Source organism: Streptomyces sp. AC512_CC834, from assembly GCF_019049325.1.
Lineage (GTDB): Bacteria > Actinomycetota > Actinomycetes > Streptomycetales > Streptomycetaceae > Streptomyces.
Genome location: NZ_JAGMUO010000019.1, coordinates 1 through 13860, shown reverse-complemented (window position 1 = coordinate 13860; position 13860 = coordinate 1). Strand labels below are relative to the sequence as shown.

At 68.8% G+C, this 13860-nt stretch carries 11 protein-coding genes; 8 read left to right on the top strand and 3 right to left on the bottom strand.

All coding sequences use genetic code 11. The annotated features are described in order from the left end of the window. The first annotated feature begins 474 nt into the window (after positions 1-474). The 8 genes from KUM40_RS07595 to KUM40_RS07560 all read left to right on the top strand — a co-directional run bounded on the left by KUM40_RS07595 (position 475) and on the right by KUM40_RS07560 (position 11493). A complete protein-coding gene (locus KUM40_RS07595; RefSeq protein ID WP_217164240.1) occupies positions 475-633 on the top strand; it encodes a hypothetical protein in 159 nt (52 codons plus the stop codon). Positions 634-681: 48 nt separating this feature from the next. After that, complete coding sequence (locus KUM40_RS07590; RefSeq protein ID WP_217164207.1) at positions 682-1821, top strand: hypothetical protein; 1140 nt, start codon at positions 682-684, stop codon at positions 1819-1821. Further along, positions 1818-3329, top strand: a complete 1512-nt coding sequence (locus tag KUM40_RS07585; protein ID WP_217164205.1) for a hypothetical protein — start codon at positions 1818-1820, stop codon at positions 3327-3329. Before KUM40_RS07590 ends, KUM40_RS07585 begins: the two co-directional genes overlap by 4 nt. Further along, the gene (locus tag KUM40_RS07580; RefSeq protein ID WP_217164203.1) at positions 3319-4668 is read left to right on the top strand and encodes an AAA domain-containing protein; all 1350 of its coding nucleotides are present in this window, start codon (positions 3319-3321) and stop codon (positions 4666-4668) included. The genes KUM40_RS07585 and KUM40_RS07580 overlap by 11 nt, the downstream gene beginning before the upstream one ends. A 180-nt stretch (positions 4669-4848) precedes the next feature. Continuing rightward, positions 4849-6291 (top strand): DUF3375 domain-containing protein, encoded by a 1443-nt coding sequence (locus tag KUM40_RS07575; protein WP_254394737.1) that lies wholly within the window; start codon positions 4849-4851, stop codon positions 6289-6291. After that, entirely contained in the window at positions 6288-6878 is a 591-nt protein-coding gene (locus tag KUM40_RS07570) for a DUF4194 domain-containing protein (RefSeq protein ID WP_217164199.1), read from the top strand. The genes KUM40_RS07575 and KUM40_RS07570 overlap by 4 nt, the downstream gene beginning before the upstream one ends. Then, the gene (locus tag KUM40_RS07565) at positions 6875-10318 is read left to right on the top strand and encodes an ATP-binding protein (RefSeq protein ID WP_217164197.1); all 3444 of its coding nucleotides are present in this window, start codon (positions 6875-6877) and stop codon (positions 10316-10318) included. The genes KUM40_RS07570 and KUM40_RS07565 overlap by 4 nt, the downstream gene beginning before the upstream one ends. Then, positions 10315-11493: a Wadjet anti-phage system protein JetD domain-containing protein gene (locus KUM40_RS07560; RefSeq protein WP_217164195.1), complete on the top strand. Its 1179-nt coding sequence runs from the start codon at positions 10315-10317 to the stop codon at positions 11491-11493. Before KUM40_RS07565 ends, KUM40_RS07560 begins: the two co-directional genes overlap by 4 nt. A 345-nt stretch (positions 11494-11838) precedes the next feature. Here the strand turns inward: KUM40_RS07560 and KUM40_RS07555 are convergent, their stop codons facing one another. From KUM40_RS07555 to KUM40_RS07545, 3 genes are all read right to left on the bottom strand, one after another. After that, positions 11839-12114: a hypothetical protein gene (locus KUM40_RS07555; protein ID WP_217164193.1), complete on the bottom strand. Its 276-nt coding sequence runs from the start codon at positions 12112-12114 to the stop codon at positions 11839-11841. A gap of 103 nt (positions 12115-12217) precedes the next feature. Then, a complete protein-coding gene (locus tag KUM40_RS07550) occupies positions 12218-12511 on the bottom strand; it encodes a transposase (protein WP_217164190.1) in 294 nt (97 codons plus the stop codon). Positions 12512-13014: 503 nt separating this feature from the next. Beyond that, positions 13015-13542: a DinB family protein gene (locus KUM40_RS07545; protein WP_217164188.1), complete on the bottom strand. Its 528-nt coding sequence runs from the start codon at positions 13540-13542 to the stop codon at positions 13015-13017. Positions 13543-13860: the final 318 nt, after the last annotated feature.

The following is a 13860-nucleotide window of genomic DNA, read 5'->3' as shown; positions in this document are numbered from 1 at the left end:
TTCGAGCCCACAAGAAGGGGCGACTCGTGCTGTCAGCCCTGCCAGGTGGTCATTGGCCAACAGAGCCCGCATGAGCGGGACTCCGCCGCCCTGTTCAGCTTGCCGCTCCGGCCAGGCTATAGTGACCCGCGCCGGCGGGGGTGCCCCAGACTTCCTGCCAGGGCGGAGACCGCGGCGGTTGCATAATCCGTGCGAGCGGGAATGACTTATCGTCGGCTGATCCAGGTGCAGCACATGCGAGCGCAGTCGACTGCGAAGCGTGTGTAGACCCCATCTCGCCACCGCTCAGCGCAAAACAGCAGGTCACAGTCCGCGTCGTATTGTGATTCTCAGTGGACTGAACTCGTGATTCTCAGGTGCATGCATCAGCAGTTCTCATGCTGTGTCTGAAGCGCACCCATGACATCCCTACAACTAGCGGGCCATGGACATTTCTCAGCTGACATCTAAATGAGAATCGCGTGCGGCACGGACGTGAGAGTCAGCAGGGCCGAGCTGGACGTGCACGTCGACGCCGATCGCGCCGCCCGGGCGGAGGCCGCACGACGGGCACGCAAGTCCCTCAATGACGACCAGCAGTTGTTCGGCGCGCCTGCGCAGGGCGTGACGCACCTGCGGACGGCCCGGGCCTGACCCCTGACGCTCAGCAGTCCCTACTCCCCCGCAAGGATCTACGAGACCGTGAAAGCACCCGTCGACGAACGCCTCGCCGCGCTTCGAGGATCCGCGAAGCGCCTGGACTACAACGCCCGGTCACTGGCGGCCCTGCAGAACAACCCGCGCTGCACGCTGCGGGCGCTGCTCGACGCCTCCGGCTCCGACAAGGCCGCGATCGCCGCGCACGCCGGCCACCCCTCTCCCTTCGGCCAGTCCGTCTTCGCCCTCGCGCGCGGCAACGCCTTCGAGGCGATGGTGAAGGACAACGGCTGCGCGGAGCTGGTGCGGGTCCTGCGGGAGACCCTGCAGCTGACGCTGCCGGAAGTGGGGTACGAGGACCTGAACGACGTCGGCGGCGACGGCCGCGCCGCGGTGCGCCACGACCGCACCGCGCAGGTACTGCTGCAGGCCGCCCAGGGAGACGGTGACGGCACCCTGTTCGACCACCCGATGCTGTGCCTTCGGGTCGGCGGGCACCAGGCGTTCCTGGAGCCGGACCTGGTGGCCTTCCGTATCGACGGGCGCTTTCACATCGTGGAGATCAAGAGCTTCCCGATCCTCGACGGGCAGGCCGACCCCACGCAGGTGCGGGCAGCGACCACCCAGGCGTGCGCGTACATCATCGCGCTGCGCGACCTGCTCGCGCGGGCCGGCATCGACGAGCAGGCCGTGTCCGACACGGTCGTGCTGGTCGCGCCGAAGGACTTCACCAACCGGCCGACCGCGGCGTTCGTCGACGCCCGCAAGCAGGTGGCCGCACTGAGCCGCCAGCTGGCCCGCATCGCGCGCATCGGCGACCTGGTGGACCTGCTGCCCGAGGGCCTCACCTTCGATCTCGACTTGGATGAGGAGCAACGGCCCCGGCGCCCGGCCGGGGAACTGACCGAATCACTGGATCGGGTACTGGTGACCTACCGTCCGGACTGCCTGAACCACTGTGAGATGGCGTTCTACTGCCGCAGCCGTGCCCGCGCGGAGGCCTCGCTGGATGTCCTCGGCCCGGTGGTGCGCGAGCAGTTCGGCGGTATCGACACCACGACCATGGTGATGGGACTGGCCCACGGCGAACTGCCGGCCAGCGAGGCCCAGTCCGAGATGGCCGCCGCCCTGCGGCACGCCGCACGGCTGTGCGCCGAACTGGAAGGTCTTGGAGGTGCGGCGTGAGCATACTGTCGGCGTTGGCGCATGTGCAGGCGATGGAGTCGATGCGGGCGGTGCCCCTGACCGAGTTCCGGCACCGGCGTCTGTCGGGCCGGCCGCTGGTGATCGTCCCGCTGGCCATGGCTGGCGAGGCCGGAGCACCCCTGGCCGCGATGGTCGGCTCCGCCAGGAGGAACGGGACGCTGCTGGTCGTGCCGCAGCCCCGCAACCGGGACCAGCGGTTCGCGTTCGCCGCCGGCCTCGGCCGGATCGTGGTGGACTACATCGATTCTTTCCGTCACAACCGCCGCGGTGAAGGCGAGCGTTCCTGGTACACCGACGCGCCGCAGATCCTGGTGCCCAACCTCGGCGGCGTCAAAGCCCTGGCCGATCTGGGACGCATGTGCCGCTTCCGCGCGACGTCCGGTCCTCACGTGGTGCCGGAGGTCGTCCCCGAGTTCGGCATGTGGCTGACGTTCCTGGTCGACAGGGCCGAGCAGGCAGGCACCTCCCTTCTGCTGCCCGTCACCGGGATGCTCGCCGAGCACTGGGCGACCGGTCAGAGCACGCTGGAGGACCAGAACCTCGCCTCCTTGATAGCCTGGATCGCTCCCCCGGCGGGCTTGAGCGTCGAGCAGGCCATGGCCGAGGCGGAGAACCCGGACGTGTGCCCGCCGGCGGGCCCGACGACCTCCCCCGAGTTCGACAACCGCGACCTGGCGCCGGCGATCAGACGGTTCGACACAGCCCGCGCCCTCGGTGACCCGCGTGCGCTGGGCACCGCCGAGTCCGACCTGCGGGAGCTGATCGCGGGGCAGATCCAGCCCACCTGGCGCATGGTGTGGGAGGCCGTATCGCTGCTGCGGTCCGTGCGCGAGGCGCCGCAGACCGCCAGGCGCTTCGAACGCGATTGCGCGGCCTTCACCCGCTACTCCGACGACCGGGACGCCGGGGGCCTTCCGCAGCGCAAGCGGGACACCGCGATCGGCGCGGCCCGGCGGCTGAGCCGGCTGGAACGCGCGCTGGCCGAATTCGAGTCCGAGATGGCGTTCGACGACCGGTTCGTGCGGGCCGACCGGCGCAGCGCCGGGGAGGCGTTCGCCGGGACGGTCGTGGAGACCGAACCCGGCCGGACGGTCACCATGGCCACGAACAGGCGTGTGCCACGGCCGCGGGTCACCGTTCGCACCGAGGATCTCGTGCGACTGGCCGCCGACACCAGGCTGATCAGCCCGTCCATGCCGGCCGGGCACAAGGCCGTGATCGTCTCCGCCCTCCCCGACGGCGACGCCACGCTGGTCATGGTGGAGGTCACCGGCGGCATGGGGCGCTCTGTCGTCCCGAAGCCGGGCACGGTGCCGGTGCCCGGCCAGAGCATCGACTACCTGCCCGACCCGGGGTGGCGCCCGGCACCGCAGTTCCCAGCGTCCGATCACACCCCGTGGACACACAGCGCCAGCCCGGACGGGCCGGACACCGACCCCGCCGTACCCGAGGACGCCGCCGCAGAGGAGTGGGGCAATGACCACTGACGACACCACCACGTCCGACGCGTCCGCGGCTGCGGGCGCCGCCACCGCAGCGATCCTGGCCGACCTGGCCGACTCCCGGCATAGGGCCGTCGTCGTCGACTCCCCGCCGGGCGCCGGCAAGAGCACCCTGGTGATCGACGCCGCCCAGGAACTCACGGCGGGCGGCGAACGCCCGATCATCGTCGCCCAGACCAACAACCAGGTCGACGACCTGATCGAGCGGCTCGCCGAGAAGCACCCCGACCTTCCCCTCGGCCGTCTGAGCGCAAGCACCTACAGCCCACCACAGGCCCTGAGCGGGCTGACGAACACCACAATCGGGCGCACCCTGGCCGACCTGTCCGGCTGCCGGATCGTCATCGGCACCGCTGCCAAGTGGGCCACCGTCCGCGACGCCACCACGTTCGGCTGGGCGATCCTGGACGAGGCCTACCAGATGCGCTCGGACATGCTGCTGCAGATCGTCGAACGCTTCGACCGCGGTCTGTTCGTCGGCGACCCCGGCCAGCTGGACCCGTTCACGATCGTCGGCACCGAACGCTGGATCGGGCTGCCGCACGACCCGACGCAGAACGGCGTCAGCGTGATGCTGGAACACAACCCGGGCATCCCCGTGCACCGGCTGCCGGTGTCCTGGCGCCTGCCCGCCTCGGCCGCACCGACCATCGCCCGGGCCTTCTACCCCTTCAACCACTTCACCGCCGGAACCGGCGAAGACACCCGCGCCCTGGAGTTCCGCACCACCAGGTTCGCCCGCACCGACCTGGACGAGACCCTCGCCAAGGCATTCACCACCGGCTGGGCCCTGCACGAACTGCCCCGCCGGCACGTACCACGCACCGACACCGAGACCCTCCGGACCGCCGCCGATCTCGCCGCCCGGCTGCTGATCCGCGGAGCGATCTCCACCTGCGAGCGCCACCCGGACGGACAGCCCCTGGACGCCGGTCACATCGCCATCGGTGTCGCCCACCGCGACCAGGCCGACCTGGTCCGGACCGCGCTCGCCCGAACCGGAACCCCCCGCGCACGGTACGTGGCGGTGGACACCGCGAACCGGCTGCAGGGCCGCGAGTTCGAAGTCGTCATCGTCGTACACCCGCTGTCCGGCCGCCGGGACGCCACCGCCTTCCATCTGGAGGCCGGGCGGCTGTGCGTCCTCGCCTCCCGCCACCGGCAGGCATGCATCGTCGTCGCCCGTGAAGGAATCGCCGACCTCCTCGACAGCCACCCGTCCACCGACCCGGTGCACCTTTCCGTGCGCGCGAAGTTCCCTGATGGGTGGGAGGCCAACCAGGTCATGCTGGACAAGCTCGCCCGACACCGCGTCGCCGCATGATGCCCCGTGCAACGTCAACGCCCGAGTACGGGGATTTCCCGCCGAATTCGCAAATTCATTCGCTTTCCCGGGTTTTGTCAGTGCCGGTTTCTAGAGTGACGTCACCTGCTGTGCCCGGGGCAGGACAGACTTTGCATGCGATCGGGGGGTTGTGTGGATTTCGACCAGGTCACAGAGCTCATGCGTCATCCGGCGTGGGTGCTGTTGCGCGCGGACAATACCGCTTTGGTGCTGTCGTTCTGCGGCACGGTGTTCGTCGACGAGAACGCGCGCAGTGTGCCGGAGACCGTGCTGGAGTCCCGGCTGGACGACCGGCTCTACCTCCTCAACGAGGAAAAGCCCGGCTCGTTTCCCCGGCCTGCCGACGCCTATCTGGCGGAGTGGACGAAGAACGGCTGGCTGCGTAAGTACTACCCGCCTGGGGAGGACGAGGCGCATTTCGACGCGACTGCGGCCCTCGAGAAGGCCGTGGCCTGGGTACGGGAGCTGCCCGCACGTTCGTTCATCGGAACCGAGTCCCGCCTGAACACCATCGTCGCGCTCCTGCGGCAGATGGCGTTCGGCACGGAGACCGATCCGCAGACACGCATCGACGAACTGCGCCGGGAGCGTGACGCGATCGACGCCCAGATCGCCCGGCTGCGCGCCGGTGAGGTCGACATGCTGTCCCCGCTCGCTCTGCTGGACCGCTACCAGCAGGTGGAGAGCACCGCGGTCGAACTCCTGCGGGACTTCCGCGAAGTGGAGGCGAATCTTCGGGAACTGGACGTACGGCTGCGCCACCAGGTCGCCACCGCCGAGGGCGGGAAGGGAGAGCAACTGGCCGCGTTCCTGCTGGACCGCGACGAGATCGCCCGGTCCGATCAGGGACAGAGCTTCCAGGCGTTCTTCGACTACCTCCTCTCCCCCCGCCGCCAGCAGGAACTGCGGGAGCTGCTGCAACAGGTCAACCAACTGCCACAACTGGACGGCAGGGCCAACCAGAGCCTGCTGAAGGTCCCCTTCGCCTGGCTGGAGGCAGCCGAGAACACCCAGGACACGGTCCGGCAGCTGACCGAGCAACTGCGCCGCTTCCTGGTCGACCGCAGCCGAGCGGAGGACCGCCGCGTACTGGCGCTGGTGCGCTCCATCCAGCGTCACGTCACCGCCCTGGAAGGCCAAGCCGATCTGCCCGGCATGACGCTGGACATCCCTCAGGCACATCTGACGCTGCCGATGGAGCGACGGCTGTACATGCCCGTCGAACGCATCGAGCTGGACACCATCGCGGTGGAGGAATCCGAGGACGCGGAGGTGGATATCTCCGAGCTTTTCTCCGGCGTCCACGTCGACACCGAGGCGCTGGGCGGTCACGTCCTGGAGGCGGTCGCCGCAAGCCCGAGCGGCCAGGCGAACCTGGCCGCCATCGTCGACGACCACCCGCTGACCCTGGGGCTGGCGGAACTGCTCGCCTACTTCCAGGTGGAGCACCCGGGCCTGGACATGATCGTGGACCCGGACCGCACCGACCTCCTGGTCTACCCGCGCGTCCACGTGCCCGGGCACACGCAGGCGAGAGTGCCGCACGTGACGTTCGTACGCGACGAAGGCGGCACCGCCGCCGGAAAGGCGGAGCAGGAGTGAGCGACGCCCTGACCGTCCCCGTGGTCCACCTGCTGAAAGCGGGCGTGCTCTATCAGAGCGACGCCCCTGCCGTCTGGGAGCAGATCGTCAGCCAGCAGGCGGCGATCGGCGACTACCTCAGCGTGATCGGCCTCGACGTCGTCATCGACCGCGCCGAGGGCTACGCCTACGTCCGGCAGCAGGATCTCGATTCCCGTGACGACGGCGTCCCGGCGCCGCGGCTGGTCACCCGCCACCGGCTCTCGTTCCCCGTCAGTCTGATGCTCGTCCTGCTGCGCGGACGGCTCGCGGACAGCGACGCCGACTCCGCCGACCCGCGCCTGGTACTCACCCGCGACGACCTGGTCGAGATGGTCCGCGGCTTCCTCCCACCACGCAGTAACGAAGCCCAGCTCGTCGACCAGATCGACGCCCACATCAAAAAGCTCGTCGACCTCAAGGCACTGCGCCAGACGAAACAGACCGGCGCCTACGAGGTCCGCCGCCACATCAAGGCCCTGGTCGACGCCCAGGCCCTCAACGACTTCAACGACCTCCTCGCCACCTACTGCGACGCTGCCTCCACCACGGCCAAGGACGACACATGACCCTCACCACCGACCCGGCAGCGCTCATCCCCCGGCAGGCGACGCCCGCAGAGCCGGTCGGCACGTTCGGCGTCGGCCCCGGTTACCGGCTCGCCCGCCTGGAGGTGCTCAACTGGGGCACCTTCCACCGCACCGCCTGCACCTTCACCATCGACGGGCACTGCGCCCTGCTCACCGGGGGCGTGGGATCGGGCAAGTCGACCCTCGTCGACGCGCTCACCACGCTGCTTCTGCCCGCCCACAAAATCGCCTACAACAAAGCGGCGGGCGCCGACGCCAAGGAGCGCGACCTGCGGTCCTACGTCCTCGGCCATCACAAGAACGAGCGCGTCGAGGCATCGGACACCACCCGCCCCGTGGGGCTGCGCGACCACACGTCCTACAGCGTGATCCTGGGCGTCTTCGCCAACTACGCCCTCGGCACCCACCTCACGCTCGCCCAGGTCTTCTACTGGACATCCCCGACCAGCACCGGGCAGCCCGAGCGGTTCTACCTCACCGCCGAGGCACCGCTGTCCATCGACACCGACTTCACCGGCTTCGGCACCGACATCACCGACCTGCGCCGGCAGCTGAAACAGCGCGGGGCCACCGTCCACGGCAGCACATACACCCAGTACGGCAAGGCACTACTGAGAGGTCTGGGCATCCCCAGCCTGCAGGCCCTGGACCTGTTCCACCAGACGGTGTCGATGAAGGCCGTGGGCAGCCTGGACGAGTTCGTCCGCGAGCGGATGCTGGAGCCGTTCGACGCGAAGACGGCCGTCGACAAGATCGTCGCCCACTTCGACGCGCTCACCGCCAGCCACAACGAAGTCGTCCGGGCCCGTCGGATGATCGAGGACCTGACGCCGATCGTGATGGCATGCGACCGGTACGACACCGTCCAGGGGGAGATCACCGCCCTGGACAAGCGCCGCAGTGCCGTCCCCGCGTTCTTCGCCCAGCACCGCCACCGGCTCCTCACGACACGTCACACCGCGCTCATGTCCGGTGCGGCGGAACTAGAGGAGCTGCAGTCCACTCGCGGGCGGCAGCTGGAACAGCTGCGCGGGACGGCCGACGGCCTGCGGCGCCGTATCGATGGCGTCGGCGGGGAGAAGCTCATCTCCCTGACCGGCCGCATCGAAGAGCTCGGCCGCGAACGCGAACGGCGCCGCAAGCGCGCCACCGAGTACGGCACCTGGCTCACGCAGGCCGGCATGGATCCCGTCCCCGACGCCGCCTCCTTCCGTGAGCGGACCGACCAGATCTCCACCGCCCGCTCCCGGGCCGAGGAGCAAGAGCAGCAGGCCCGCGGGAAACTCGACGATCTCGCCATCGCGCGCCACGGCAACACCATCGCGACCGACGCGCTGCGGCTCGAGATCAGCAGCCTGCAGCAGCAGCGCTCCAGCATCCCCGCTCAGTTGCTGGCCCTGCGCCACGAACTCGCCACCGCCGCAGGCGTCTCCGACGAGGTCCTGCCGTTCGCCGGCGAGCTGATCCAGGTCCGCGACGACGAAGCCGAGTGGGCCGGCGCCGCCGAGCGCGTACTGCACGGGTTCGCCTTGTCCCTGCTGGTCCCACACGCCCACTACGACACCGTCTCGGCCTGGGTCAACGGCCGTCACCTGGGCCTCAGACTGGTCTACTACCACGTCCCCGCCCACACACCCATCACCACACTGCCGGACGACCCCACCCTGCTGACCGGCAAACTCCAGCTCAAGTCCGACAGCTGGGCCCGCGACTGGCTCGCCGCGCGGCTGCGCTCGCGTGCCGACTACCTGTGCGCAGAAAACCTGGACGCGTTCACCCGCGCCACCCGGCCCGCCGTCACCCAGCAGGGCCTTGTCAAGGGCGGCGGAGGCCGCCACGAGAAGAACGACGCCTACCGCATCGACGACCGGCGCAACTGGGTGCTGGGCTGGAGCAACCAGGCCAAGCTCGACGCCCTCCTCGCCGAGGCCACCCGCCTCACCCGCGAAAGCGCCGACATCACTACGGCCACCCGGGAGCTCGAGAAGCAGCAGCGGGCCCGCGCCGGAACCAGTGCCGCCCTCACCCTGCTGGCCAGCGTCGACACCTACGCGGAACTCGACTGGCCAAGCACCGTCGCGGACATCGAGCAGTTCGAGCAGCAAAAGAGCGCCCTGGAAGCAGAAGCCGGTCTGGACAAGCTCACCGCGCAGCTCCAGGGGACCGAGGACGAGATCGTACAGAGCAGCAAGACGTTCACCACGGGGCAGGAGGAACTGGGCGGTCTGCGCCGCGACGTCCAGCACATCGCCGACCTGCTGGGCAGGACCACCACGTTCCTCGCGCAGTGCGACCTCGACGGCATGGCGGAGCACGAGGAAGCCCTGAGGAAGTTCCTGCCCGCAGCCGACAGCGACGAGCACAGACTCCTGGAGATGCTGGACGACGCCGAGCGCCATGCCGAAGCACGTCTGCTGCGCAGCAGCGGCAGCCGCCACGACGCCCTGCGCCACGCCAGCAGCCAGGCAGCGGGGCTGATGACAGCCTTCCGCGGCAGGTACCCGGTCCACACCGCCGAGCTGGACAACACCATCGAATCCGCCGACGGCTACCGCGCGTTGCACAGCCGGCTCACCGACGAGGACCTGCCCCGGTTCGAGGAGCAGTTCCTCCAATACCTGCGCACCAACGTCATCCGCGACATCGCTTCCTTCCAGGCCCGCCTCGGCGCTCAGGAACAGCAGATCCGCGAGCGCATCAACGTGATCAACACCTCGCTGGCCGGCATCGACTACAACCCGGGCCGCTATATCCGGCTCAACGCCGCTCCCACGCCGAACAAGGAGGTCCGCGAGTTCCAGCACGACCTGCGCGCATGCACCAGCGAAGCGCTCTCGAATGACGCCGACGACACCTATACCGAGGAGAAGTTCCTCCAGGTCAAGGCGCTCCTCGACCGCTTCAAGGGCCGCCCGGAGCACACCCGTCTCGACAAGGAGTGGACCTCCCGGGTCACTGACGTGCGGCGCTGGTTCGTCTTCTCTGCCAGCGAACTCAACCGCGAGGACGACGCCGAGTACGAGGTCCACTCCGACTCCGGCGGCAAGTCCGGCGGCCAGAAGGAGAAACTCGCCTACACCATCCTCGCGGCTTCCCTCGCCTACCAGTTCCGCATCGACCCCACCGCCCCCAAACCCAAGACCTTCCACTTCGTCACCATCGACGAAGCCTTCGGACGCGGTGACGACCCCTCCGCCCACTTCGCCCTCGACCTGTTCCAGCGCCTGGGCCTGCAACTCCTCGTCGTCACCCCGCTCCAGAAACTCCACGTCATCGAGCCCCACGTCACCCGCGTCGGCTACGTCGACCGCCCCGACAAAACCCGCTCCCGCCTGAACAACCTCACCATCGAGGAGTTCCGCGCCCACAAGCAGGCCGCAGCCCAGCAGGCGAACCAGCCCCCGAAGAAGCAGTCGTGACCCCGGCAGAATGGACCCGCCCCGAGCATGTGGTGGAAACCCTGCGCCGCAAGTGGACCAGCGGCCGCTACCTCACCGCCGCCTCGGGCGGACACCCCTTCGAACCCATCGGAGTGCCGCTGAAGGGCCCGACCGCGGACGATGCTCTACAGCATTACGAGCAGGCACTCGCCTGGGCCCAATCCTGGGCCCCCGACCGACACCCGCATCTGCGCATCCAGACCAAATCCATCGGCGGCCGCAACGGCACCCCCTCGAACACTGTCCCGGCCCGAGCCTGGGTCGACACCCGCGACCGCCTCTGGACACTGCTCCGCGTCACCACCCAGGTCGACCACTTCCACACCCTGCACGAGCAGACCACCCGCCAGGACCCCGGCATCGCACGGTGGATGGCCGACCATCCCATGAAGGTCCTCGGCCACGCCGCAGACTGGCAGCGGCTCGTGCGCACCACGTGCTGGATCCGCGACCACGGCACCGAGGCGGTCTATCTGCGCGAGATCGACACCCCAGGCGTGGATACCAAGTTCATCGAGACCAACAAAGGAATCCTCGCCGAACTCCTCGACTGTGTGCTCCCTGAGAGCCGCGTCAACACCAGCGCGCCGAAGAGTGATCTCGTCGCACGGTACGGATTCCGCACCAAGCCCATCTACATCCGCCTGCGCTACCTCGGCGCCTCTCCCCTGCCCTTCAGCGAACTCACCGTCCGCGCCGAAGAACTGGCTGGCTGGTCCCTGGGGGTGTGCACCGTCTTCGTCCTCGAGAACGAGACCACCTACCTCTCGCTGCCGCCGGTCCCCGACGCCGTCGCCATCCTCGGCTCCGGATATGCCGCTGCCCTGCTGCGTAATCTGCCTTGGCTCGACGATGTCGACCTCTGTTACTGGGGCGACATCGACACCCATGGCTTCGCCATCCTCGACCAGGTCCGAGGACGTTTCCCGCACACCACGTCACTGCTCATGGACCGCGCCACCCTCCTCGCCCACGAGTCCCACTGGGGCCAGGAGAAGACACAGGCACGCGGCGGCCTGACACACCTCACCCCCGAGGAGGCCCGCCTCGACGAAGACCTGCGAACCGGCGCCTACCGGCCGCACCTGCGCCTGGAGCAGGAGCGCATCGCCATCACCGCCGTGCGAGAGGCGCTGACACGGCACCGGGGATGACACCCAAGGCCGAGAACACCGGACGGCCGCGGACCAGGACCGTGGTCGAGGGCGAGGCCACGCCCGCGTCCGTCCGGCCGGGTGGTCCGCGGTTCCGTGCAACGCCTGAACCAACACACACCCCTTGCCGCCCCAGCCCTCACAAGACCGGCCAGCACCGGTACCTCTAGGCGCGCCAACCACACTGAGCAAAAACCGCTGCCCCACTCAGCTCACTGCGCAGCACCAAACAGCCAGCTCAGCCCACGTACCCTCCGGCGCCGGACACTCGACTCCGCGTAAACCCCACCCACGGAACAGACCTACCGCTCAATACAACTGAGCAACACCAGGCCACAACCAAGATCAATAAGCAAACGCGTCAGCTACGCCACAGTCGTGGACCGGTGGGCCGGCCTTCGTGTTCTTGCCACGGCCCCGTCGCTTGCCGAAGGCGCTCCACCAGCGGTTGTCGCGGCAGATACGCCAGGCGGTCCGCTCGGCCATCGCCTCACCGGCCACCCGGGCTTCGTCGAGGAGGAAGCGGTGGCCGAACTCGGGATCGTCGCGGTGCGCGTCGAACAGGGCGTTGGCCCGGCAGGCCTCGGCGAGCTCCGAACCGGTGACCGGTGGGGCAGCCACCGGTAGTAGGGCCGGCGTGCCAGCCCGAGCACCCGGCACGTCACCGCCACCCGCACCCGGTGAGGGGCAGCGGCGGCGGCCGGCTCGCGGACGAGCGGGTACATCATTTTCCCGGCAGGTTCGCCTGCGACAGATACGCCGCAGCCCTCCGAAGAACCTCGTTCTCCTGCTCCAGCAGCCTGATCCGTTTGCGGGCCTCGCGGAGCTCGGCCGACTCACCCGACGCTGCTGCGGGCCCGGCGCCCTCGTCGGTGTCGGCGCGGCGCAGCCACTTCGACAGTGTGATCGGGTGGACGCCGAAGTCGGCAGCGATCTGCTCCAGCGTGACGCCGGGCTCGCGGTTGCGCGCGACCCGCACGACGTCTTCGCGGAACTCCCTCGGACACGGCTTGGGCACTGCGACATCCTTCCAGGCCGCTTCTCAGCAAGCCAGGTCAGGTGTCACTTATCCGTGCAGCAGTCCCCGGCTGCCTCGCCAGACCCGACTGACCATCAGACCCACCTGAACAACCCGCCGACATCACGAGTTCAACCTCAGTAGCAACCCCAACGACAAGATCAAGGCGACGTGTGGCGCCGCCTTTTGCAGCCAGCTCCCGGAGAGGCGCGTCCTGCGCCTGCTGTAGCGGGGGAGCCACTGCCCGCGGCACAACAGTTGGAGGCCGACGCCCGCTCCACAGCGCGGCCGTCTTCTTCCTCGCTGGTTGAGCGTTCGGTTCCGTGCGGGAACGCCACCCTGGATCATGTCTGATGAGCTGTGGGAACCACCCACGACGGTTCGCTCGCCGACGGCGAACCGGGGATTTGGTAGGTCTGCCCGCGAGGCGCGTTCTGTCGGCTGTTGTGCGGTGCGCGGAGGCATCCCGTGGGATTTCTCCGGGACGGTGCAGCTGAGCTGGATCAGCGCTGGGCCGTGGTGTTGGCCCCGTCCAGTGCTTCCCGGATGATGTCCGCGTGGCCCGCGTGCTGCGCCGTCTCCCTGATCAGGTGCAGCAGGACTCGGCGGATCGGCCAGTACTCCGGCGCCGGCGGGGACCAGGGGGTCTTGGGGAGCGGAACGCTTCCTCCGAAGTCTTCCAGGTCGTTCACGACCTTCTCGGTCTCGCGCGCCGCTCCCTCGTACAGCTCCAGCAGGTCCGAGAGCCGCTCTCCCGCACTCATGCGGTACTGCCCCGTGTCGAGCATCCCTTCGGGCAGTTCGCCGTCCCTTCTGACCAGGATCTCGGCCCACACCCGCTCGCCGCGGGCCAGGTGCTTGATGATCCCGCCCAGCGTGAGTTCGCTCACGACGGTGCGCCGTATGGCCTGCGCGTCCGTGATCCCCTTGACAGTGATGAGCAGCAGTTCACGTTGCTCGGCGAGCGCACGCAACAGTTCGCCGCGGTCGACCGCCACATCGGAAGCGGGGCTGTGAGGGTTCGGTGTCACGCGCCCTACCGTAGAACACATCTAGGCCGTTGCATGACTTGATTGCCGGTCGGCGCGACCGTCCCATCAGAACGGGTGAACGCCGTGCGCAGGGGGCCGGGCAGGGGTGCGCCACACCACGCGTTCATGCGTCGTGCGAGGCGCACTGTGCCCTCGCTCATGCCTCCTCGGCCAGGATGGGCCCGTACCGAGGTGCCCGCCCACGGGACTTCTGTGACCTTCTGGAGGTACGCGATGACGTCCGCCCCGCGCGAAACCAGCGAGCTGAGCGCGCAGCTGTCGGAACACATGAACGGATACCTGTACACCGCCTGCCTC